Here is a 24168-nt window from a genome sequence, read left to right as displayed (position 1 = left end):
CGGTCGGCTTGACAGTTGTGGACGTTCGCGGCTAGCCGTCTTGGCGGGTTTGCGGCTGCTGCGCGTCAGCGGTGTATCGGCCACTGCTTCTGTGCCACTCGAGGCTGCCCGCCATCCACGCCCACAAACCGCTCAGAAAACGCCGCAGTTCGGGCGATGCGGCCGGCCCGATCTCGGAACACTCCGCCTCATACGCCCGCACTATCGAATTATGGTGGGCCACAGTCATTTCTAGCGCTTCTTGCAGGGTGCACTTTCGCTCGGTGGCGATGAGGGTGGGAAGGTTGAAGTCCCCCATCTCGGTTTCGGCTTCCTTGCCCATGGAGTAGATGTCGTTGACCAGGGTTACCGCGTCCGCAGCAAGCCGAACGGCTTGCCGGACGGTTGGCTCGAAGTACACGTCGGCTGGAAGCTCGTATCCGTTCACCACATCGACGAGCGACATCGCCGGGAGAAAACTGTTGTGCTGCCGCTCGGCCAGAAACTCCCACACCGGCGGATTCTGACCCGTTGACCGCCACCCCGCTTCCGCGGTCCAGGTGAAGAACAATGCCAAGGTCTCGTGGCGGACGCGGGCGACCTGTGCGGGTGTGGCATACCGGCGAATGTGGTCAAGGCTGGATGACAACGCGACCAGCACGGGATGGCCGCACAGCTGCTCCTCGATCTGGGCCGCGTATTCCCCTACGGGATGAGGTGGGTCCATGGCCGACATGGCGAATGTCAGGCGTGCCGCGACGAGTTCGTTGACGGCACCGAATCGTTCGTCGTCGGCGAAATAGTCGTCTGTGGCGAACAGAGCCGCCATCCATTTGGCACCGAGCAGAAGCCGGTCGACATCGTCGGTGTCCGGGCAGGTGAGCATGATGAGCCTGCCGAACCGGCAGGCGCGGAAATACGATGGGTGCTCGGCGTAGATACCGACTTCCATGGCCCAGTCGGCCAGCCGCTCTTCGATCTCGGCGCCAAGTCTCTCGTCGTCGCGGATCGGGTCGGGGGCGTACAGTCCACGATGGCGCGCCCTCGCCGTTGGCGCCAACACTTCTCGGGAATCAGCGTGGTTCCTCATGAACGTTGCGCCACCGCCATCGGAAGAACATCGCGCGCACGGCCGGCGACCGTTTCGAGGTACCCGCGCCACTCGCCTCTGCACCGTTCGCAAAGCGCGATTCCGGAAAATTGACCGCTCTCGCCGACTCCGTAGAATTCCTTGCGCCGGCAGTGCTGGCACTTCGCTTCGGAGGGTCGGTCGAGCATCTCGGCGAATCCCTCGAAGAGCAGGCTGTTCTTGCGGGCCTGCACAGCTTCGTACCGTTCGTCCGTGGTGTTCGCGGTCATCGGATCGCTGCGATACCAGAGCTTGACGTTGCGCCGGGCATCATCGACGAGCGCATCCGACTCGGGATTACCGATCGTCAATCCGTCTTCGACATAGCGGTATCGCCGCATCAGCAGATGGACCGGACCACCGAGAAACCGGACATAGTGGATGACGCATCGGCGGTCGGGCCGCTGTGACCAGTTCGCGTCGAGAGCCCAGAGAACCTCCCGGCACACCCGATAGGCGGCGGTGCGGGCCGGTGGCCCGACGTAGCCGAACAGGTTGCAGATTTCTCCTTCCGCCCGATGTTTGTAGAAGGAGATCGCATCGAAGAGGATCACCGCGATCTCGGCGAGGATCCGGTTCTCGGCTTCGGTGAGCCAGTTGTCGCTGTTGTTGCAGGAAATGGCCGCGGCAAGGTAGAACCGAACCATCGCGTCGCAGTCCCGAATCCTCAGATAGTCTGCGGCGGAATTGGCCAGCGCATCGGCATAACGGCGGTAGAGCGCCGAACCCCGCCGCTCGCTGGCCTTTTCCGTCATGACCAGTACCGCGCAACGAAACTCGCGGGCCATCTCGTCGCGAATCGATGAGCCGCCGAACAGGATGTCCAACTGCTCATCCAGGCTGTACCCGACCCAGCCGTCGTCGATCACATCGAGTGCAGTACCGGCGTAGTCGGCCACGTAGGCGATGACGCCGAGCCGAACGAGGGCCAGATAGCGATCCCAGTTCTTGAACTCTGGAACAACGCATCGAGTGAGTTCCCAAGCATGTCCGATGATTTCGGGAATCTCTTCGTGTGGAATCCCGAACGGCGTGAGATCGGTGTTCAGCACATCGGGATAGAACCAGTCTTCATCGGTGGCAGACCCGGTCTGAGCAGATGCTATGTGAGCGGACAATGTCCCCGCCTCGTCTCTCGGTTCGATTCAGTGCTCACCACTCGACGGGCAAGCCGTGTACGCCATACACCGTGGCGAAGGTACGAAACCTCAGGTCTTCAAGAGGTACGGCCAGCCGCATGTCCGGGAACCGGCGGAAGAGTGCCGGAAACGCGCTGCAGAGTTCGATCCTGGCAAGAGTCGCACCCAGGCAGAAGTGCGTCCCGTGGCCGAATGCCAGGTGGTTCTGCGGAATTCGGCTGATGTCGAACCGGTCCGCGGATCCGCATACGCTCTCATGTCTGTTGGCGACAACCAGCGACGCCATCACGTAGTCTCCCGCTTTGATCGGCTGCCCGCCGAGGGTCAGATCCTCGGTCGCGGTCCGCACAAGGCCTGTTTGCACGACCGAGAGGTATCGGAGCATCTCCTCTACGGCGCCAGGGACACTGCGTGGATCGTCCCGAATCGTTGCAAGCTCCCGCGGATGTCGCAGCAGCAACAACGCGCCGAGCCCCAGCATGCTCGCCGTGGTGTCGTGTCCGGCGATGAGCAGAGCGTTGATCAGCCCCGTCAGTTCCTCATCGGTCAGTTCGTCACCGTGTCTGCTCACCAGCCCGCCAACCACGCTGTCGTCTGGCGACTTTCGTTGCCGATGGACCAGTTCGGTGTTGCGCTCCCACATCGCGGTAAAGATCCGCGTCATCTCGTCCTGGCTCAGCGTCCGGTCGAAGGCCTGGTTGGCAAGTGTCTCGAACAGGGTCTGGTCCTCCTCGGCAAGCCCGAGCAGTTCGCACAGGGTTCGTGAGGCGACGGGCTGAGCAAATGCCGATACCAGGTCGGCCGGTGGCCCGGCACGATCCAGCTCGTCGAGTTGCCGGGCGACGACATCGGCGACGCTGGCCTTCATCAACTCCAGCCGGCGCGGCGAGAACGCGGCGCTGACCATTCGGCGCAAGCGGGTATGTCCGGGAGGGTCCATTCCGGCCAAGCCGCCGGGCCGGCGGGTCGGGTTCGCGATCGACGCCCGCCCGGTCGCGCGTGGTCGAGTCACTGTGGGTGGCGTCCGCGCGGTGCTGAACCGCCGGTCACTGAACACCTGACGAACGTCGGCGGGTTTCGCGACGACCCACACCGGATCTCCGTTGGGGGCGCGATGTCTGGTGATGCCATCTTCTGACAACAGTTGCAGCAGTTCCGGGTCCGGATCTAACGGCATGCCGTGTGCCCGTCGATACGGCAACGGTACGCAATCGCCGGCTTCTTTCACTTCATGGCTCAATGTGAAGATCCTGACAGGCGGGTGGGGTGAGGGTGATGCGTCCGCCGACGCTCAAACACGGTCCGCGGCGATGAGCAGGTACTGGAAACTTCCGCCCTTGTAGGCGTCCAAGAATGTCCGCTCGATACCGGTGGCCACCGCGGACTGTGCGCGGAGCTCCCAGTAGGGGATGGTTGCCGACGTGAGATCGACGACGTTCACGGGCACCAGGCGATGGGCCGCGAGTTCTTTGAAATACATACTGCGCGGGTGAATGTCGCAGATGTAGTGGGCGTTGATCGTGCTCACCGCCCTGGACGGCAATCCGTAGGCGTCGTTGTAACACCCGGTTATGCAGACGTATCGGCCACCACGCCTGAGCAACCGGCGGTACTCTTCGAACAACAGCGACAGATCCACATACATGGTGCTTTCGTTGTTCCAGATGCCACCGAAAGCACCAGTGTCGAAACCGGTCTCCAGCATGTTCCTCAGGTGAAATCCGACCTTGCCATCGATGCCTGCGGTACGGGCGCGCTCGTTGGCGAAATCGGCCTGGGAGGTCGATATGGTCACGCCGTCCACCTCGCAGCCGAACCGCTGGTGGGCCATGAAAGAGCTGCCTCCGCGGCCGCATCCCGCGTCGAGGAGGCGGTCGTCGCCGGCGATCGGGCCGAGATGATCGAGAAGTAGGTCGGCCTGAGCGCTCTCCAGGCGGTGAAGCTCGGCGATGACTCGCTCGTCGCGGACACCAGCGGGGGCGTCGAGGACCGACCAGTCCACCTCTCCGATTCCGTAGTGGTGGTGATACAGGCCGTCCACCTGCCCCAGCCGTAAGTTGACGGGATTCTGCTCCGAATTCCAGTATTCGGCGATGCTCTGCTGATAGGGACTGTGGACGACGCGGTTGTCCGGGAGCGTGATCACGTCTGCTTCCTCACGGTCGTGACGGTTTGCGGTTTCCTTGGTTCGATTGCGCGCGGCGTCAGGGTAGTGAGTCCAGAGCTCTTCTTCTCCAACAAAATTTGGAGCAGGTCGTCGGTGCCGAAGTTGGACAAGCCGCAACTCGGATGTCGTGTTTCGTGATCCACGCGAGTTGGTGGCCATTCTTGGCATACCTGCCGCAACATGCGCGAAAACCCGCTAGGCGGCGTCGGGAAAAGACTGCTACCATCACCCGCAGTTGGAAATATTACCAACAGAGGGAATTTTCTGAATCTTCGATTGCCTGGCCGTGCCCTGCGGTGACTTGTATTCACCCCTGGGGCACCACATCGTTGACGGGAAGCGCGAATGTCCATCATCGGCGACCATGCACACGAGTGACCCGGTGCGCTCCTCCCGTCGTGGAATCACGTACGCGGCAAAGAGTTGCACGTACCCAACCACCGGTCCGCAGTCATCGGTGACACATGGACCTACCCGTCGCCGGAGTGGGCGTTGAAAGAGACGAGATCGATGGTGGACCGTGCAGGGCCGAGTGATCAGCGCTCGCCGCGCCGTTTAGGCCGGCTGGAATCGAGTGCGGGCCGATGACCGTCACCGCCGCGCCACCTGTGACGCAGGAGCCTGAACCGGGCAGCATTCTCGCCAAGGCTCGGGAGTTGTGTGACCCGGTGCTGCGCGGGGCGGTCGACCAGCTGCCGGAGTCGTTGCGCCTCATGGCCGGGTATCACTTCGGCTGGTGGGACGCGACGGGCCGCCCGGCCAAGGGTCGATCGGGAAAAGGGATGCGCGCTGCCCTTGTGCTCGCGACGAACGCCGCGTGCGGAAGCACGGATATGGCAGCACTGCCGGCTGCTGCGGCCATCGAGATGCTGCACAACTTCACCCTCATCCATGACGATGTGATGGATGCCGACGAGATGCGGCACGGCAGAGCCACCGTGTGGCGAGTGTGGGGCAGGGACGCCGCGCTCGTTGTGGGCGATGCTATGCACGCGATGACGATCCGAATGCTGCTCGACCTCCCGTCGACTTCGGCAGTTGAGGCGGTGGAACGAATCGAGACCGCCACCGTCGAGCTGTGCCGGGGCCAATACGAGGACTGCGACTTCGAGTCTCGCGCGGTCGTGCGCGTCGACGAGTACATGCACATGGTGACGGGCAAGACCGGCTCGCTGATGGGATGTGCATGCGCACTCGGCGCGCTGTCAGCTTGTTCCGACCCCGAAACCGTCGCCGCATTCGAGAGATTCGGCACAGAACTCGGTGCGGCATTCCAGTTCGCCGACGACGTGCTTGGCATCGTGGGCGATCCGGCCGCAACCGGTAAACCCGTCGGCAATGACCTGATCCGTCGCAAGCGGTCATTGCCGGTTGTCGCCGCCTTGGGGTCGCGGCGTCCGGAGGCCGCCGAACTCAGCGAGCTGTACCGGTCTGCTGGACCGATGACCACTGCGGAAGTGGTGCGGGCCACGCACTTGGTGCGGGCATGTGGTGGTCTCGACTGGGCGTCGCAGCAGGCGGAGGCACGCGCACGGTCCGCGTTCGGAGCCCTTCCTGCCGGCGCGGCCTCGACAGAGCTTCGCGTACTGGCACAGGCGATCGCGCGGCGGGACCGCTGATGCCGGGGTCGATGAAACGAGCGATGCAGACCTTTCTCGACGAGCGCGTCGTCCTCCTCGACGAATCAGGCAACGCCATCGGTACCGAACGCAAAGCGGAAGTACACACCGATCGAACCCCGCTGCATCTTGCGTTCTCGTGCTATGTCTTCGGGCGGGACGAACACTTCCTGGCCACCCGGCGGGCAACCACGAAGAAAACCTGGCCCGGAGTGTGGACCAACAGCTGCTGCGGCCATCCAGGACCCGGTGAGCCGCTCAAGGTGGCGATTCGGCGCCGGCTGCACGACGAACTTGGCCTTGAGAGCGCCGAAATCGACCTCGTCCTACCGGCATTCAGATACCGCGCGGTGATGCCCGACGGAATCGTCGAATACGAGGTGTGTCCGGTCTACCGAGCGATCGTAGACACCACACCCACTCCCAACCCGAATGAGGTGTCGGAGGCTTGCTGGCTTGAGTGGGACGACTTCGCCGGAGCCGAGGCGTTCACTCCGATGTCGCCGTGGTGCCTGGAACAGCTGGCCGTCCTCACCACACTCGGCCGCCCGTTCGCCTGGCCGGTTGCATCGGAATCCGAGCTGCCGCCTGCTGCTCGAGTCGATCAGCAGGCCGCGGCGCAGCATATGTCGTGACCATAGTCGTATCAACGGCCGATTGCCGCCAGAACAACCGGAATTGGAGCAACGCGTGGACACCATTCAGCTTCCGCAGATCGGCCTGAGTGCCGAAGCGAGAATCAGTCCTGATGTCGACAAGGCGGGGACCCACCTCAAATCTTGGTCACGCGAAACCGGAATAGTCAGTGACGGTCCCGGAGGTGAGAAGTTCGATTCCGTTTTGCTGCACCGATTGGCGGCCTGGTCCTATCCGTACGCGGCCGGCGAGCAACTCGACCTGATGGCGGATTGGATGGGCTGGTTCTTCGCATTCGACGACATCCTCGACGACACCGAAGACGGTTGTGACCAACATTTCGCGACGACCACAGCGCAGGTCATCAATTCGGTGTATTCCGCCGTGTCTTCGCCACCCGCGAGCCGCGAGCTCCGCCCGTATCACTCTGCGATGCAGGATCTTTGGATACGCACCACGGCGGGCATGCCGGCAGCCTGGTGCCAGCGACTCGCCCATGACATGGTTGAGTATGTAAACTCCTATCGCAGCCAGGCGCTCATCAACGCGTCGAAATGCGCTCTTGACGAGCAGTCGTACCGAGCGCACCGAGTGATATCGAGTGCCGTGTACGTGTCGCTCGACATCGGCGAGCGCGCTTCCGGGCAACCTCTGCCGGAATCACTTGTGGTGCATCCGTATGTCCGGGTGGCTCGCCACGCAGCGACGAACATCGTCGCGTGGAGCAATGATCTGTTTTCCGCGCCAAAGGAACTCAGCCTCGGAGATCTGTGCAACTACGTCGCTGTTCTGCAGAACCAGGACGGTTTGACGACGGAGCAGGCGGTGGATCGGGTCAGTCAGCACGTGCAGCAGCAGGTGGCACTCCTGCGCGAGGTCGAACGACGTATCCACTCCGAACTCATCCCGCGGCTGACCAACGAGGAGCGGCGGGCCGTGATCGCGATGCTAGAGACGTGTAGCTGTTGGACTACCGGCAATGTGGCGTGGTCCATGGAAACGGCGCGCTACGCATCGCGCCACATTGCCGAGGCAACTCGCAAGGCGAGTGGAGTCGCCGGCTGAGTTCGGACTGTCGTCCGAAAGCGCTGTCACAGATTAGATGTCGCACCGTTTCATGCTGTGCGTTGCCGTCCGAATGGACGGTGTCGCAAGCGATGGACGATGTTCAGTCCTACGCGAGGATGAGACTGCCTCCTCCTCGCGCACGAAGCGAAGCGGCCAGTCGTTTCGTAGTGTCGTTCAACGTGGCCGTACGACGTACCGCGGGCAAGCCGGTTCGCCTTCCCCGCATCGTTTTTCAAGCTCGCAACATAATCCCTCTGGTTGTCGGTCGGTGAGTTGTGATGGGCACGAATGGCAACGGTGTCGCTGCTGTGGCGGTAAACGGTTCGCAAAGCGTGTCGTCGGCCCGCCGCGAGTTTGCCGCGCGGCTGGATGCGTTGTACGCGTGCGGTGGCAGCCCGCCGTTGCGTGTCCTGGCGAACGCGGCGCGCCAGCGGGCGCAGTCGATGGGGGCCGGCGGCGGGCGCTCGGAGCGGCCCGTGTTCGTCTCGGCGCAGCGAATCAGCGATTGGAAAATGGGGCGAAATGTCCCTGCCCGGTTCGAGGCGGTGCTGCCGGTTCTGTTGGTTCTCATCGACAGAGTGCGGCGGCGGGGTGCGGCTCATCGACCGGAGCTGACGAGCCTTCGTTCGTGGAATCGACTGTGGGAGCAGGCGCAGACGGGGCGACCGGGCCGTCGGAGCGGGGTCGCGGTGGCGTTCGCGGGCCGGTCAGATGCTGTCGCCGATCTCGCCGAGATGGTGGCGGACGCCGATGGTGACCGCTTGGGATCCCGGATCGTCGTATTGACCGGCGCGAGCGGCGTCGGCAAGACAACGTTGCTGCGGGAGGGGCTGGTTCCCCTGCTTGAGGCGCAGCCGCGGCCGTGGGTGGTGCATGTGCCCCATTTCGGTTCGGGCCCGTTGACTCACCTCGAAGACGTTGCTGAAGCTGTCGAATCATACGACCGGCGACCGCAATTGGTGATCATCGATCAATTCGAGCGGATCGTCGCCCAAGACATCGATTGCGAAGAGCGCAAGTCGTTCCTGAGGGCGTTGGAGCGGCTCGCCCAAGTTGCCGTGGTGCTGATCTCTTGCCGCTCCGGCGATTTCCCGCGGTGCACCGAGCACGACGCATTCGTCGAGGCCGCCGAACGCCGGCGTTACCGGCTCGAGCCGATGGGAACCTCCGAACTGAGAGCAGCCGCAGAAATCGCGCTCGGCTCCGCTGCGGACGTAGAGGCCGGGCTGGTGGAGGTTGTGCTTGCCGCCCTGGCCGGACGCGGGCCGCACCGCGAGCCTGCAGAGTTGTCCATCCTGTCCCGCGTCCTCGAATCGATGCTCCGCCAGTGCGCGGGGTCGAATCTGACGGTGGCGAGCTATCGCAGGTTTGGGGGAGTTGCAGCTGCCGTGCATGCTGCCGCGGATGAATTCTGGGCCGGACTGGGGCCAGACGAACAGGCATTCGCCAAACGGGTGATACTCACGCTGGTGGGTGCCCACGCCTATACCGACGACGCACGTCGACGAATCCCGTACCGTGACCTGCGGAGGCTGACCGAAGGTCCAGCCCGTGGAGCGCACACTCTGGACGAGCTCATCAACGCGAGGGTCGTCACCGTCGACTCCGAGCACGCCTACCTCAGCCATGACCTGACGCTGACGTGGCCGCGGCTGGTCGCATGGCTCGATCGCGAACGCCCCGCACTGATAATCCGAGCCAGGATCGCGGCAAATTCATCGGAATGGGTTGCTGCGCAATGAGTCCGTTGGCATAGGACGAGCTCCCGGCGGAGCGGCCGTGCCCGCGTCGAAACGCTACGGCCGGCCGACCGCCGGCACATGCGATGGAAATCTCGCCTTGATGCCGCCGACCGACATCGTTCGTGCGCCCCGGCGGTGGGCCGCCGTGTGGAGGTTCGTGGCTGCCGGCGGTGAGGGCGGGGCTGCGTGGTTGATGGTGACGATGCCGTTGTTGTATGCGTAGACGATGGCGGCTTGCCGGTCGCGCAGGTCGAGCTTGACGAAGATGCGGCCGATATGGCTCTTGACCGTCGTGTTCGAAATGCTCAGTGTCTCAGCAATCTCAGCGTTGGTGAGACCGCGCGCGACCAACGCGAGGACATCGCGCTCCCTGGCGGTCAGCGCGGGCGTCGTGTGCTGGATCGGAGCAGGAGCCGACGCCTGCCGGTATGTGCGCAAGACCCGGTCGGTAACCGCCGGGTCGAGATATGCCTCACCGCGCGCGACCGAGCGCACCGCCCGGATCAGTTCCTCGGCTGAGGAGTGTTTGAGCACGAATCCGGCTGCACCCGCATGTAATACGCCGGCAAGCAAGTCGTCATCGTCGAACATGCTGAGCGCAAGGACCGGCGGACCATCCGTTGCGGTGAGTTGCCGGGTGGCTTCGATACCGCTCACATGGCGCATGCGGATGTCCATGATGACGACATCGGGCCGGCAGTGAGCGACGGCGGCCAGCACCTCGGAGCCGTCGCCGGCTTCTCCGACGATGGTGAATCCGTCCGCACGTCGCAGGATGTGCCGCAGCCCCGAGCGGACGAGTTCTTGGTCGTCGACCAACAGCACGCTGACCACGGGCGAGTTGCTATTTTGCTCGTATTGAGTGCTCATGAACGTCCGCGCTATTTGCGAATCGCGAGATTTCGGGGTGCCGCCGCTTTATGGGCCCTACGGCGGAGCGCTCCCGGTTGTTGCCGACGCGGTCGAGCGCCTTGTGTATCAGCATTTGCCATAACACCTTTCGCTGCGCGGACTCCAAGAGATCGCAACCTGAGAGCGAGGTTAGTAACATCACCTCGGACTGGGCTTGCGTGAACGCGCACAGCGCTGCCGGGTCCGCGCAAAAGGAGGCGGCAGTCCGATGGTGACGGCGAACTACCTCACCGGCGGGGAGGACACCCGCAGTGCTGCCGTGCGGGAGCAGACCGACGTGTGGAGTAGGCATGTGGCCTACACGCAGGGGCAGGTCGATTGTGCGTTCGAGTCGCCGGAGGGTTTCATCGGTGGCACTCGGCTGCAGCGCTGTGGCGACATCGGACTTGTGAAGTTCTGGTCTGAACCCGTGAGCTATGTGCGCAGGCGACGGGTCGCCGACAGTGACAACGACGACAGCCTCCGGCTGTTGTTGCCGCTGTCGGGGGACCTGCTGATATCCGGACCGAGCGCCGACCGTCAGTTGCGCCCCGGAGTGGCCGCCGCGGCGGTTTCGATGAGTGCGGGGTTTCGCATAGAACACAAACGGCCGGCGGCAGCGCTCGTGCTCTCGATTCCCGGGCGGCTCTGGCAGGGAGCCATGCCGAGGGATCCCGCGGTGATGGAACTCGACCAGGGCAGTGGAGCTGTCGCAGGCGCGATGCTGCGCGCCGTGGCTGAGCAGGGCGGACATCTTGACGCCGCGTCGTTCGTGCAAGCGTGCGAGTCGGCGGCCATGTTGGTTACCGGGCAGCACGGCGACGTCGACCTGACCTCTCAGGCCCGAGCTGTCGTCAGGCAGCACTGTGATGACATCCGGTTCGATCCGTCGGCGCTCGCCGAGCTGCTCGGGTGGTCCCTGCGATCGCTCCAGCTCGCGCTCCGCCGGGCCGGGACCACGCCCGCCGAACTGATCCGCAACGAGCGTCTGGAACGCGCCGCGGCGCGGCTGCGCCATCCGGCCTGGCGTCAGCACACGGTCAGCCACATCGCGTTCGCCTCTGGATTCGGCTCTCTCAGCGCTTTCAATGCGGCGTTTCGATCGCGCTTCGGCTACACGCCCACCGATCTCCGCGCCGGCATGTCCTGATCACATGTCCTGATCAAACGTCCTGCACAGGTGTGGCGCGGGGCGCCTCGGTGTCGCGGCAGCCTGACGGCAGCGGATCCGCCGATATCGGGCCCGGCGTGCAGTTTTACCCACAGAACACGGCGTGAACCCTTGACTGGCGGTCCCAAACGGACCAATCTGTTGGGCAGCAATGTATGGATGGGTAAGAGGATCGAGTCGCCAGCCAGCGCCGGGTGACCCATCTCATGCAGCGGATGTGTGGTGGTTGAGGAATGCTCGTTGAATAAGTGGCGGACGTGCGCTATCGTTGGACGTTGCGCTGGCTGCATCCTGCCCACCTCACCTGTACCTGACACTGTGGTCCTAGCCTGAGTCGTTTGCTCAGTACCTAGTCCTGTGCCGTGCGTCCGGGGTTTTGGACAGGCGGTATCCAGCCGAACCGACGCAGAATTCGCGACAAAAGGTCCGGTGCAGGCCGGCGCCTAATAGTCGCATGAGGTGCTGGAAGGATGCATCTTGGCAGTCTCTAGCCAGAGCACAGCGAACGCTATCACCAATAACTCCGTCCCAGGAGCACCGAACCGAGTTTCATTTGCCAAGCTCCGCGAGCCTCTTGAGGTTCCGGGGCTACTCGACGTTCAGACCGATTCCTTCGACTGGCTCGTCGGGTCCGACGAATGGCGTCAGAAGGCCGTCGATCGCGGTGAGACCGACCCCAAGGGCGGTCTCGAAGAGGTGCTCGAAGAGCTCTCGCCGATCGAGGACTTCTCCGGCTCGATGTCGCTGTCCTTCTCCGATCCGCGCTTCGACGAGGTCAAGGCCCCGGTCGACGAGTGCAAAGACAAGGACATGACGTACGCGGCCCCGCTGTTCGTCACGGCCGAGTTCATCAACAACAACACCGGCGAGATCAAGAGCCAGACGGTCTTCATGGGTGATTTCCCGATGATGACCGAGAAGGGCACCTTCATCATCAACGGCACCGAGCGCGTCGTCGTGTCGCAGCTCGTCCGTTCGCCCGGTGTGTACTTCGACGAGACCATCGACAAGTCCACTGAGAAGACGCTGCACAGCGTCAAGGTGATCCCCGGCCGCGGTGCGTGGCTGGAGTTCGACGTCGACAAGCGCGACACCGTCGGCGTCCGTATCGACCGCAAGCGCCGTCAGCCGGTCACCGTGCTGCTCAAGGCGCTCGGCTGGACCAACGAGCAGATCGTGGAGCGCTTCGGCTTCTCCGAGATCATGATGGGCACGCTCGAGAAGGACAGCACCTCGGGTACCGATGAGGCGCTGCTCGACATCTACCGCAAGCTGCGCCCGGGCGAGCCGCCGACCAAGGAGTCCGCGCAGACCCTGCTGGAGAACCTGTTCTTCAAGGAGAAGCGCTACGACCTGGCCCGCGTCGGCCGCTACAAGGTCAACAAGAAGCTGGGGCTGAACGCCGGCCAGCCGATCACGTCGTCGACGCTGACCGAGGAAGACGTCGTCGCAACCATCGAATACCTGGTGCGCCTGCACGAGGGCCAGACCACGATGACCGTCCCCGGCGGCGTCGAGGTCCCGGTCGAGGTCGACGACATCGACCACTTCGGCAACCGTCGTCTTCGCACCGTGGGTGAGCTGATCCAGAACCAGATCCGGGTCGGCCTGTCCCGCATGGAGCGTGTCGTGCGTGAGCGCATGACCACCCAGGACGTCGAGGCGATCACGCCGCAGACCCTGATCAACATCCGTCCCGTCGTGGCGGCGATCAAGGAGTTCTTCGGCACGAGCCAGCTGTCGCAGTTCATGGACCAGAACAACCCGCTGTCGGGTCTGACCCACAAGCGTCGTCTCTCGGCGCTGGGCCCCGGCGGTCTGTCCCGTGAGCGCGCCGGCCTCGAGGTCCGCGACGTGCACTCCAGCCACTACGGCCGCATGTGCCCGATCGAGACCCCTGAAGGTCCGAACATCGGTCTGATCGGTTCACTGTCGGTGTACGCGCGGGTCAACCCGTTCGGCTTCATCGAGACGCCGTACCGAAAGGTCGTCGACGGGGTCGTCACCGACCAGATCGACTACCTGACCGCCGACGAGGAGGACCGCCACGTCGTGGCGCAGGCCAACTCGCCGATCGACGCCGACGGCCGCTTCACCGAAGACCGCGTGATGGTCCGCCGTAAGGGCGGCGAGGTCGAGAACGTCGCCCCGTCCGACGTGGACTACATGGACGTCTCGCCGCGCCAGATGGTTTCGGTCGCGACCGCGATGATCCCGTTCCTCGAGCACGACGACGCCAACCGTGCCCTGATGGGTGCCAACATGCAGCGCCAGGCGGTACCGCTGGTGCGCAGCGAGGCCCCGCTGGTCGGCACCGGTATGGAGCTGCGCGCCGCGATCGACGCCGGCGATGTCGTGGTCTCGGAGAAGACCGGTGTGGTCGAAGAGGTCTCGGCCGACTACGTCACCGTGATGGCCGACGACGGCACCCGCCACACCTACCGGATGCGCAAGTTCGCCCGGTCCAACCACGGCACGTGCGCCAACCAGCGCCCGATCGTGGACGCCGGGCAGCGGGTCGAGTCGGGCCAGGTCATCGCCGACGGTCCGTGCACCCAGAACGGTGAGATGGCCCTGGGCAAGAACCTGCTCGTGGCGATCATGCCGTGGGAGGGCCACAACTACGAGGACGCGATCATCCTCAGCAACCGCCTGGTCGAAGAGGACGTGCTCACCTCGATCCACATCGAAGAGCACGAAATCGACGCCCGTGACACCAAGCTGGGCGCCGAGGAGATCACCCGGGACATTCCGAACGTCTCCGACGAGGTGCTCGCCGATCTCGACGAGCGCGGCATCGTCCGCATCGGCGCCGAGGTTCGCGACGGCGACATCCTGGTCGGCAAGGTCACCCCGAAGGGTGAGACCGAGCTGACCCCGGAAGAGCGCCTGCTGCGCGCCATCTTCGGTGAGAAGGCCCGCGAGGTCCGCGACACGTCGCTGAAGGTTCCGCACGGTGAGTCCGGCAAGGTCATCGGCATCCGCGTGTTCTCGCGTGAGGACGACGACGAGCTGCCCGCCGGCGTCAACGAGCTGGTCCGCGTGTACGTGGCCCAGAAGCGCAAGATCTCCGACGGCGACAAGCTCGCCGGACGCCACGGCAACAAGGGCGTCATCGGCAAGATCCTGCCCGTCGAGGACATGCCGTTCCTGCCCGATGGCACCCCGGTCGACATCATCCTCAACACCCACGGTGTGCCGCGTCGTATGAACATCGGCCAGATCCTGGAAACCCACCTCGGGTGGGTGGCCAAGGCCGGATGGAACATCGATGTGGCCGCTGGAACGCCGGACTGGGCGAACAAGCTGCCCGAGGAGCTGTACTCGGCTCCGGCGGACAGCATCGTGTCCACCCCGGTGTTCGACGGTGCGCAGGAGGGTGAGCTGCAGGGCCTGCTCGGCTCGACGCTGCCCAACCGCGACGGTGAGGTCATGGTCGATGCCGACGGCAAGGCGACGCTGTTCGACGGCCGGTCCGGCGAACCGTTCCCGTACCCGGTGACGGTCGGCTACATGTACATCCTCAAGCTGCACCACCTCGTGGACGACAAGATCCACGCACGGTCCACCGGCCCGTACTCGATGATCACCCAGCAGCCGCTGGGCGGTAAGGCGCAGTTCGGTGGCCAGCGGTTCGGTGAGATGGAGTGTTGGGCCATGCAGGCCTACGGCGCCGCCTACACCCTGCAGGAGCTGCTGACCATCAAGTCCGACGACACCGTCGGCCGCGTCAAGGTGTACGAGGCGATCGTCAAGGGCGAGAACATCCCCGAACCCGGTATCCCGGAGTCGTTCAAGGTGTTGCTCAAGGAGCTGCAGTCGCTATGCCTCAACGTTGAGGTGCTCTCCAGCGACGGTGCCGCGATCGAGATGCGTGACGGTGACGACGAGGACCTGGAGCGCGCTGCCGCGAACCTGGGAATCAACCTGTCCCGCAATGAGTCCGCATCCGTCGAAGACCTCGCCTGAGAAGTTTTCTAGTCCCGAAAGGGGAAAGGGAGTTACGTGCTAGACGTCAACTTCTTCGATGAACTCCGCATCGGCCTCGCCACCGCGGACGACATCCGTAACTGGTCGTACGGCGAGGTCAAGAAGCCGGAGACCATCAACTACCGCACGCTGAAGCCGGAGAAGGACGGCCTGTTCTGCGAGAAGATCTTCGGACCGACTCGCGACTGGGAGTGCTACTGCGGCAAGTACAAGCGCGTCCGCTTCAAGGGCATCATCTGTGAGCGCTGCGGCGTCGAGGTGACCCGCGCCAAGGTGCGTCGTGAGCGGATGGGCCACATCGAGCTGGCTGCGCCCGTCACGCACATCTGGTACTTCAAGGGTGTGCCGTCGCGGTTGGGCTACCTGCTCGACCTGGCCCCGAAGGATCTGGAAAAGATCATCTACTTCGCGGCCTACGTGATCACGTCGGTCGACGACGAGATGCGCCACAACGAGCTGTCGACGCTCGAGGCCGAGATGGCCGTCGAGCGCAAGGCCGTCGAGGATCAGCGTGACTCCGACCTGGAGGCCCGCGCCCAGAAGCTCGAGGCCGACCTGGCCGAGCTCGAGGCCGAGGGTGCCAAGTCCGACGTGCGCCGCAAGGTGCGCGACGGCGGCGAGCGCGAGATGCGTCAGCTTCGCGACCGCGCCCAGCGTGAGCTGGACCGGCTCGAGGAGATCTGGACCACCTTCACCAAGCTGGCTCCCAAGCAGCTCATCGTGGACGAGGTGCTGTACCGCGAGCTGCAGGACCGCTACGGCGAGTACTTCACCGGCGCCATGGGCGCGGAGTCGATCAAGAAGCTCATCGAGACCTTCGACATCGACGCCGAGGCCGAGTCGCTGCGCGAGGTCATCCGCAGCGGCAAGGGTCAGAAGAAGCTGCGTGCGCTCAAGCGCCTGAAGGTCGTCGCGGCGTTCCAGCAGTCCGGCAACTCGCCCATGGGCATGGTGCTCGACGCGGTTCCGGTGATCCCGCCGGAGCTGCGTCCGATGGTGCAGCTCGACGGTGGCCGCTTCGCGACCTCCGACCTCAACGACCTGTACCGCCGCGTCATCAACCGCAACAACCGGTTGAAGCGACTGATCGACCTCGGCGCGCCCGAGATCATCGTGAACAACGAGAAGCGCATGCTGCAGGAGTCTGTGGACGCGCTGTTCGACAACGGCCGCCGCGGCCGTCCGGTCACCGGGCCGGGCAACCGTCCGCTCAAGTCGCTGTCCGATCTGCTCAAGGGCAAGCAGGGCCGGTTCCGTCAGAACCTGCTCGGTAAGCGCGTCGACTACTCGGGCCGTTCGGTCATCGTGGTCGGCCCGCAGCTCAAGCTGCACCAGTGCGGTCTGCCGAAGCTCATGGCACTCGAGCTGTTCAAGCCGTTCGTGATGAAGCGTCTGGTCGACCTGAACCACGCGCAGAACATCAAGAGCGCCAAGCGCATGGTCGAGCGTCAGCGTCCGCAGGTGTGGGACGTCCTCGAAGAGGTCATCGCCGAGCACCCGGTTCTGCTGAACCGTGCACCCACGCTGCACCGCCTCGGCATCCAGGCCTTCGAGCCGCAGCTGGTCGAGGGCAAGGCCATCCAGCTGCACCCGCTGGTCTGTGAGGCCTTCAACGCCGACTTCGACGGTGACCAGATGGCTGTGCACCTGCCGCTGTCGGCAGAGGCGCAGGCCGAGGCTCGCATCCTGATGCTGTCGTCGAACAACATCCTGTCGCCTGCCTCCGGCAAGCCGCTGGCCATGCCGCGTCTGGACATGGTGACCGGGCTGTACTTCCTCACCACCCTCGTCGAGGGTGACAAGGGCGAGTACGTGCCGGCCGGCAAGGATTCGGCGGAGCAGGGCGTGTACAGCTCGCCGGCCGAGGCCATCATGGCCCTCGACCGCGGGGCGCTGTCGGTGCGCGCGAAGATCAAGGTGCGGCTGACCGATCTGCGTCCGCCAGCCGACGTCGAGGCCGAGCTGTTCCCGAACGGCTGGCGCCACGGCGACGCCTGGACCGCGAACACGACGCTGGGCCGGGTGCTGTTCAACGAGCTGCTGCCGCACGGGTATCCGTTCGTCAACGAGCAGATGCACAAGAAGGTCCAGGCCCGGATCATCAACGATCTGGCTGAGCGCTTCCCGATGATCGTGGTGGCGCAGACCGTCGACAAGCTCAAGGACGCCGGCTTCTACTGGGCCACCCGTTCGGGTGTCACGGTCTCGATGGCCGACGTGCTGGTGCCGCCGCAGAAGCAGGAGATCCTGGAGCGGCACGAGGCCGAGGCCGACGCGATCGAGCGCAAGTACCAGCGTGGTGCTCTCAACCACAAGGAGCGCAACGACTCGCTGGTCAAGATCTGGCAGGACGCCACCGAAGAGGTCGGTAAAGCGTTGGAGGAGTACTACCCGGCCGACAACCCGATCATCACGATCGTGAAGTCCGGCGCCACGGGTAACCTCACCCAGACGCGCACCCTGGCCGGCATGAAGGGTCTGGTGACCAACCCGAAGGGTGAGTTCATCCCGCGTCCGATCAAGTCCTCGTTCCGTGAGGGCCTGACGGTGCTGGAGTACTTCATCAACACCCACGGTGCTCGTAAGGGTCTGGCCGACACCGCTCTGCGTACCGCCGACTCGGGTTACCTGACCCGTCGTCTGGTGGACGTGTCGCAGGACGTCATCGTTCGCGAGACCGACTGTGAGACCGAGCGCGGTATCACGGTGCACCTGGCCGAGCGTGCCGCCGACGGTTCGCTGATCCGCGATGCGCACGTCGAGACCTCGGCGTTCGCGCGGACCCTTGCCACCGACGCGGTGGACGCCAACGGCAACGTGGTCGTTGAGCGCGGCCACGACCTGGGCGACCCGGCCATCGACGCACTGCTGGCGGCCGGCATCACGCAGGTGAAGGTCCGCTCGGTGCTGACCTGCGCGTCGGCCTCCGGCGTGTGTGCCAAGTGCTACGGCCGTTCGATGGCCACCGGCAAGCTCGTCGACATCGGCGAGGCCGTCGGTATCGTCGCCGCGCAGTCCATCGGTGAGCCCGGTACGCAGCTGACCATGCGTACGTTCCACCAGGGTGGTGTTACCGGTGGCGCCGACATCGTCGGTGGTCTGCCCCGCGTGCAGGAGCTTTTCGAGGCTCGTGTGCCGCGGAACAAGGCGCCCATCGCCGACGTCGCGGGCCGGGTCCGGCTGGAGGAGAGCGACAAGTTCTTCAAGATCACCATCGTTCCCGACGATGGCGGCGAGGAAGTTGTCTACGACAAGCTCACCAAGCGTCAGCGGCTGAAGGTCATCACCCACGAGGACGGCTCGGAGGGCGTGCTCTCCGACGGCGACCACGTCGAGGTCGGCGACCAGCTGATGGAAGGCTCCGCCGATCCGCACGAGGTGTTGCGTGTCCAGGGTCCCCGCGAGGTGCAGATCCACCTCGTCAAGGAGGTCCAGGAGGTCTACCGGGCCCAGGGCGTGTCGATCCACGACAAGCACATCGAGGTCATCGTCCGGCAGATGCTGCGCCGCGTCACGATCATCGATTCGGGTGCGACGGAGTTCCTGCCCGGCTCGCTGACCGAACGCAGCGAGTTCGAGACCGAGAACCGTCGGGTCGTTGCCGAGGGCGGCGAGCCCGCGGCGGGTCGCCCGGTGCTGATGGGTATCACGAAGGCATCGCTGGCCACCGATTCGTGGCTGTCGGCGGCGTCGTTCCAGGAGACCACTCGCGTGCTGACCGATGCGGCGATCAATTGCCGCAGCGACAAGCTGCAGGGTCTGAAGGAAAACGTGATCATCGGCAAGCTGATCCCGGCCGGTACCGGTATCAACCGCTACCGCAACATCCAGGTGCAGCCGACGGAAGAGGCTCGGGCCGCCGCGTACACGATCCCGTCCTACGAGGATCAGTACTACAGCCCGGACTTCGGCCAGGCCACCGGTGCCGCAGTGCCGCTGGACGACTACGGCTACAGCGACTACCGCTAAGTCAGTCACGGAAAAGCCCCCGCTTCGGCGGGGGCTTTTTCGTTTCGCGATTGTCACGCCAGAGTGGCTGTCGACGCCGACAGCCACTCTGGCGTGACAGTGGCGGCTCAAGGCGTGGCATCCGGTCCGGACACCAATTCATGCGCCTCAACCTGCGCGAACAACTCGAGCACCGATTCGAGCAACGCCTTGACTCGGCACGCGCGGTTACGCTCAGCTTCCGTAAAGCGAAGGTCATCAACACCTCGATATTCTGCGGAAAGTTGGGTGCGACAGATGAGCGTTTCGGTGGACTGCTGGTCCGCGCCGACCTTGGGTTCGGCTCTCCTGGAACTCATTTCCGCTCAGTCGGTGCGGGACAGATCTGTCAGCTTCCCAACCGGCCGTGGGTGCGGCGAGACCATCTCGCTCGTCGAATTAGACACCGCGGCAACGCGGTTCGCGCACGCTCTGCTCGGCGAAGCTGACATCCAGCCAGGCGATGTAGTTGGAATGCTGGTTCCCACAAGTCCGCAATTCCTGACGGCATGGTTCGGCATCCTTCGGTCCAGCGCGACCGCGACGGTTCTGCCGGTGACTCACGGGAACGCCGCAAAGCAGGCCTCGCATCTACGGCGTTTGATAGAGATCGCGGGTGTTCGGACAGTCGTCGTCGGCGACGGATACGGCCCCGTCGCCGACGAACTGCACAACATGATCCCCGAACTGCGGCTCGTTCCCGCATCTTTGGGTACGCCGGGAAACGGCGCGCTGCCTGCCGTGCGTGCTGACGATCTCGCGATTCTGCAATTCACCTCGGGTAGCACGGCAGCACCGCGCGGAGTGACGCTTACGCACCGCAACATCATGGCCGGGCTGGCAGCGATCTCGACGTCGGCAGAGATCACCACCGAGGACGTGTGGGTGTTGTGGACACCGCTTTACCACGACATGGGGCTGTTCTCGCTCATGAGTGGCGTGCTCAATGGCGACTCCGTCCATGCCATTTCGCCCCAGCAGTTCGTGCGCAGCCCCGAAAGCTTTCTGTCGCTCATGGCCCATGTCCGCGGCACGATAACCACCGGCCCGAATTTCAGCTACGACCTGATGGTGCAGGCCGCGCGGGAGCAACTCTGCGCGTCCGATGACGTTGACTTCTCAAGCTGGCGTTTCGCATTCAACGGTGGCGAGGTCATCTCACCGCGGACTATCAGAGCGTTCAACGACACATTCGGCCCCGCCGGTGTCGCTCGATCGGTGATGTATCCGGTTTACGGCATGGCGGAAGCCACGCTTGCCGTGTCTTTCCCCGCACCCGGCAGTATTGCGGAGTCCATCTGGGTCGACCGTGAGCAGCTGGGCAAGGACGGGGCAGTTCGTGTGGTCGCGCCAAATGATCCGGCAGGCACCGAGATTGTCCGAGTGGGGCGACCGGTGGCGGATATGCAGATTCGGATCGTCGGCGACGACGGCACTGTGCATGGCGACCGGCAATTGGGCGAGATCCAGATCCGTGGAGAATCCGTGACACATGGGTACTACCGAGACCCGGCCGCCACCGAAGAGCTGTTCGACGACGGCTGGCTGCGAACGGGAGATCTCGGATTTCGGATCGGACGCGATCTGTACGTCGGTGGGCGCCGCAAGGAGATGGTGATCGTCCACGGCCGCAACTACTTTCCGACGGACGCAGAACATGTGGCACGCCAGGTCCCAGGCGTCTACCGTGGCCACGTCGCCGCCGTCGCCGAAATCAACGCCGACGCCGGAGAGCACCTTGGCATCATCGTCGAGTCCGAGGTGCCCGAAACGGAGTACCCCGACCTGGCCGACCGAGTCCGTCGCGATGTCGCGGCCGAACTCGGGCTCAGCGCGGTGCGCGTGCACGTCGTGCCACCGGGATTCCTGACTCGCTCGACGAGCGGGAAATGGCAACGGCTCGCCGCCGCCAAACGGCTTGCGCAGCAACGTATCAAACACGTCGACACCGAGACTGTGAACACACCCTGAAATGAGGTTGCGATGACCGTTATGGACAACATCGATATTTCGCGCGACGACGTCGGGCTCGCGACCGAGCTGGAGTCCGTCGTCGAGACCAATCTGAATCGGCATTTGGGCGTCGCCAAGGAGTGGTTTCCGTACCAATACACGCCGTGGAGTCAGGGCACCGACTTCGAAGGCCCGTTGGGAGGTACGCCGTGGGCTGCCGAGCAGAGTCGATTGTCGGCTCCTGCCCGCGCCGCGCTTGTCGTGGCGGTGCTGAGTGAAGACAACCTTCCGAGCTACTTCCACATCATGCTCAAAACGTACAGTGACAAAGGCGCTTGGCGGGAATGGATACATCGGTGGAGCGCCGAGGAAAACCGGCACTCGATCGTGCTGCGGGATTACCTGCACACCACCCGGGCGGTAGACCCGGTGGCTCTCGAACGAGCCCGAATGCAGCAACTCTCCGTCGGATACGAAAACGACTACGGCACAGTCCTGCACACGATCGCCTATACGGCAGTGCTGGAATGGGTCAATCGCGTTGTCCACCGGAACACCGGGATCATCAGCGGGGACGATCTGTGTGACCAGATGATGGCACGCCTGTCGATGGACGAGAACCTCCACATGGTGTTCTTCCGAAACTTGTTGGAGGCGGGCTTCGAGATCGATGCCGACGCTGCGATGGTCGCGGTCGCGGACGTCATGACGGATTTTCGCATGCCCGGTCACGAGATCGGTGGTTTCTCGGCGCTGGGTAAGGATCTCGCCGCCGCGGGCGTCTACAACGCGCGCATTCACCACGACACCATCGTCGCACCGTTCCTACGCCATCTGCACATTCTCGACCGGACCGATCTCGGGCCCGCCGGTCGCGCCGCCCAGGACCGAGTCGGCAGGTACTTGCGGCGTATGGAGTTCATTGCTCGACGTTTCCACGCGGATATGGTCACTGCACCGTGACCAAACCGAACATCTTGGTGCCATAGTGAATTGGAGATCACATGCCTGAAAACACCCCCGGGGGCGGAAGTGTGGCCGAGGTCGTTGCCGGCCTGTTCGAGAAAGAACTCAGGGCGCCGGTCTCCCTCGAGGAGACCATCGAGCACCTGCCCAACATCGAATCGATGAAGTTGATGCGCGTGATCGGTCGTATAGAGGACGAGTTCGGAATCAGCCTCGATACCGAAGAGATGTTCACGGCACAAACCGTCGGCGACATCGCGCGCATCGTCGGGGATATCCGCGATGGGACGCTCGCGGCAACGGTTTCGACGGTCGACCCATCAGCGCGTTGACGTGATGACGAATACCGCCGAACCCGAGAACACCGAAAAGTCATCGGCTGTCCGGGTCGGGATCGCCGCGGCGACGACCTGTCTACCCGACGCGCGGGAGACCGCGCGAGAGGCGGGCATCGACGAGGAAGACGCCGCGGTCTGTGATTTCGAGGGTTACAAGCAGGTCGCGGTCGGCACCGGCAGTCCCGTCGAGGACCTCGCTGTGCCCGCCGCCGCAAATGCGCTGCGCCGCAGTGGCTACGACGTCGCAGATGTCGATCTGCTGATCTATGCCTGGACCCATGACCAAGGTGACGATGTGGCCACACCGCATAGCCGGTTGGCGCGGTTACTCGGAGCCGACCGAGCGGTGACGATCGGCATTCAGCAGATGTCCGGTGGTGGCGCGGTCGGACTCGAGATAGCCGCGGAGATGATCGCGTCGGGCCGGTACCGGACGGCACTGGTCGCCACCGCGGACGTCTTCAACGAAGACCCCCACACGCGTTGGGTTGAGCGTGGCTCGCGCAGCATTCTTCTGGGCGATGGTGCCACCGCGGCTGTCCTTGACCGCACACATCGACCACTGTCGGTGTGCGCCACCGCCTCTGCCGGAAGGCCCGACACCGAACTGCAGTTCTTCGCCGCATTCGCCCCCAGCGCCCGGGGCTGGGATTCGCCTGGGAAAAGTTTCAGCCCGCACGCGGTTCCGGCGATGCAAGAGGCGGTGAGTACCGCGGTGAAGACCGCTTTCGACCGGGCCGCACTATCGCCGGAGGATCCCCGGTTGCAGCTCGTCGCGTTCAGTCGGCTCGGGCGCACCCTGCTACGTCGGGTTTACTACCCTGCGCTGCCGGCCGGAATGCCGAAACCCCTTCAATTGGCTGCCGAGACTGGCCATTTGGGTGCAGGTGACCTGTTGGCGAACTTGGCCCACATCCACGATCAGAAGCTACTGGACACGGACAACTACGCCTTGCTCGTCAATGTCGGCATGGGATTCAACACGACCGCCGCCATCGTGCAGGCCACCCGCTGACACCCGGCAACCAGCCACTGTCGTTCCGGATCTCTGCACTGGGGCAAGCACCGAGCCGCCATTCGAGCGTGGCGTTTTCACCGAGGAGGAATAGTGAGCCACTACAAGAGCAATGTCCGTGACCAGGCCTTTAACTTGTTCGACGTGTTCGGCGTGGACAAGGCCTTCGGTACCGGCGATTACAGCGATCTCGATGCCGACACGGCCCGCGAGATGCTCAACGAGATGGCTCGCCTGGCCGAGGGGCCGATCGCCGATTCGTTCGCCGAGGGCGACCGCAATCCGCCGGTGTTCGATCCCGACGCTCACACCGTCACGCTGCCCGAGGCGTTCAAGAAGTCGGTGCGTGCGGTGCAGGAAGCCGGCTGGGACCGAGTC

At 64.1% G+C, this 24168-nt stretch carries 16 protein-coding genes and 1 pseudogene; 12 read left to right on the top strand and 5 right to left on the bottom strand.

Going from position 1 to position 24168, the window contains the following annotated elements; genetic code table 11:
• Window positions 1-31: 31 nt before the first annotated feature.
• From ACRCUN_RS28990 to ACRCUN_RS28975, 4 genes are all read right to left on the bottom strand, one after another.
• Window positions 32-1069: a family 2 encapsulin nanocompartment cargo protein terpene cyclase gene (locus ACRCUN_RS28990; RefSeq protein ID WP_462145076.1), complete on the bottom strand. Its 1038-nt coding sequence runs from the start codon at window positions 1067-1069 to the stop codon at window positions 32-34.
• Window positions 1066-2226, bottom strand: a complete 1161-nt coding sequence (locus tag ACRCUN_RS28985; protein WP_462145075.1) for a hypothetical protein — start codon at window positions 2224-2226, stop codon at window positions 1066-1068. Before ACRCUN_RS28985 ends, ACRCUN_RS28990 begins: the two co-directional genes overlap by 4 nt.
• 34 nt (window positions 2227-2260) lie before the next feature.
• The gene (locus tag ACRCUN_RS28980; RefSeq protein ID WP_462145074.1) at window positions 2261-3424 is read right to left on the bottom strand and encodes a cytochrome P450; all 1164 of its coding nucleotides are present in this window, start codon (window positions 3422-3424) and stop codon (window positions 2261-2263) included.
• Window positions 3425-3538: 114 nt separating this feature from the next.
• Complete coding sequence (locus tag ACRCUN_RS28975) at window positions 3539-4393, bottom strand: geranyl diphosphate 2-C-methyltransferase (RefSeq protein ID WP_462145073.1); 855 nt, start codon at window positions 4391-4393, stop codon at window positions 3539-3541.
• Between the two features lie 605 nt (window positions 4394-4998).
• On the opposite strand from ACRCUN_RS28975, the gene ACRCUN_RS28970 reads away from it, so the two are divergent.
• The 4 genes from ACRCUN_RS28970 (at window position 4999) to ACRCUN_RS28955 (ending at window position 9479) form a co-directional block, all read left to right on the top strand.
• Window positions 4999-6033, top strand: coding sequence for a polyprenyl synthetase family protein (locus ACRCUN_RS28970; RefSeq protein WP_462145072.1), 1035 nt, complete (start codon window positions 4999-5001; stop codon window positions 6031-6033).
• 23 nt (window positions 6034-6056) lie between these two features.
• A complete protein-coding gene (idi, locus tag ACRCUN_RS28965) occupies window positions 6057-6668 on the top strand; it encodes an isopentenyl-diphosphate Delta-isomerase (RefSeq protein WP_462145071.1) in 612 nt (203 codons plus the stop codon).
• Complete coding sequence (locus ACRCUN_RS28960) at window positions 6598-7734, top strand: terpene synthase family protein (RefSeq protein ID WP_462145070.1); 1137 nt, start codon at window positions 6598-6600, stop codon at window positions 7732-7734. Before idi ends, ACRCUN_RS28960 begins: the two co-directional genes overlap by 71 nt.
• Before the next feature lie 335 nt (window positions 7735-8069).
• Entirely contained in the window at window positions 8070-9479 is a 1410-nt protein-coding gene (locus ACRCUN_RS28955; RefSeq protein ID WP_462145069.1) for an nSTAND1 domain-containing NTPase, read from the top strand.
• Between the two features lie 195 nt (window positions 9480-9674).
• On the opposite strand, the pseudogene ACRCUN_RS28950 reads toward ACRCUN_RS28955, so the two are convergent.
• Window positions 9675-10349: pseudogene (locus ACRCUN_RS28950) on the bottom strand (response regulator transcription factor); the annotation flags it as partial.
• A 250-nt stretch (window positions 10350-10599) separates the two neighbouring features.
• Here ACRCUN_RS28950 and ACRCUN_RS28945 point away from each other — a divergent pair.
• The 8 genes from ACRCUN_RS28945 to ACRCUN_RS28910 form a co-directional block, all read left to right on the top strand.
• Window positions 10600-11520, top strand: a complete 921-nt coding sequence (locus ACRCUN_RS28945; protein ID WP_462145068.1) for a helix-turn-helix transcriptional regulator — start codon at window positions 10600-10602, stop codon at window positions 11518-11520.
• A gap of 480 nt (window positions 11521-12000) precedes the next feature.
• Window positions 12001-15510, top strand: a complete 3510-nt coding sequence (rpoB, locus tag ACRCUN_RS28940) for a DNA-directed RNA polymerase subunit beta (RefSeq protein ID WP_462145067.1) — start codon at window positions 12001-12003, stop codon at window positions 15508-15510.
• Window positions 15511-15546: 36 nt separating this feature from the next.
• On the top strand, window positions 15547-19500 hold the full coding sequence (locus ACRCUN_RS28935; RefSeq protein ID WP_462145066.1) for a DNA-directed RNA polymerase subunit beta': 3954 nt from the start codon (window positions 15547-15549) through the stop codon (window positions 19498-19500).
• A 276-nt stretch (window positions 19501-19776) separates the two neighbouring features.
• Window positions 19777-21489, top strand: a complete 1713-nt coding sequence (locus ACRCUN_RS28930) for an AMP-binding protein (protein WP_462145065.1) — start codon at window positions 19777-19779, stop codon at window positions 21487-21489.
• A gap of 12 nt (window positions 21490-21501) precedes the next feature.
• Complete coding sequence (locus ACRCUN_RS28925) at window positions 21502-22434, top strand: acyl-ACP desaturase (protein WP_462145064.1); 933 nt, start codon at window positions 21502-21504, stop codon at window positions 22432-22434.
• A gap of 41 nt (window positions 22435-22475) precedes the next feature.
• On the top strand, window positions 22476-22769 hold the full coding sequence (locus ACRCUN_RS28920; RefSeq protein ID WP_462145063.1) for an acyl carrier protein: 294 nt from the start codon (window positions 22476-22478) through the stop codon (window positions 22767-22769).
• A 4-nt stretch (window positions 22770-22773) separates the two neighbouring features.
• Window positions 22774-23790 carry a ketoacyl-ACP synthase III family protein gene (locus ACRCUN_RS28915; RefSeq protein ID WP_462145062.1) on the top strand — a complete coding sequence of 339 codons (1017 nt, stop codon included), beginning with the start codon at window positions 22774-22776 and terminating at the stop codon, window positions 23788-23790.
• Window positions 23791-23883: 93 nt separating this feature from the next.
• Window positions 23884-24168 (top strand): acyl-CoA dehydrogenase N-terminal domain-containing protein (locus ACRCUN_RS28910; RefSeq protein WP_462145061.1); only part of this gene is annotated, 285 nt, incomplete at its 3' end.

The sequence above is a fragment of the Mycobacterium venezuelense genome (assembly GCF_054919535.1).
The sequence above is the reverse complement of the archived record's forward strand: the minus strand, read 5'-3'. Positions and strand labels throughout refer to the sequence as shown.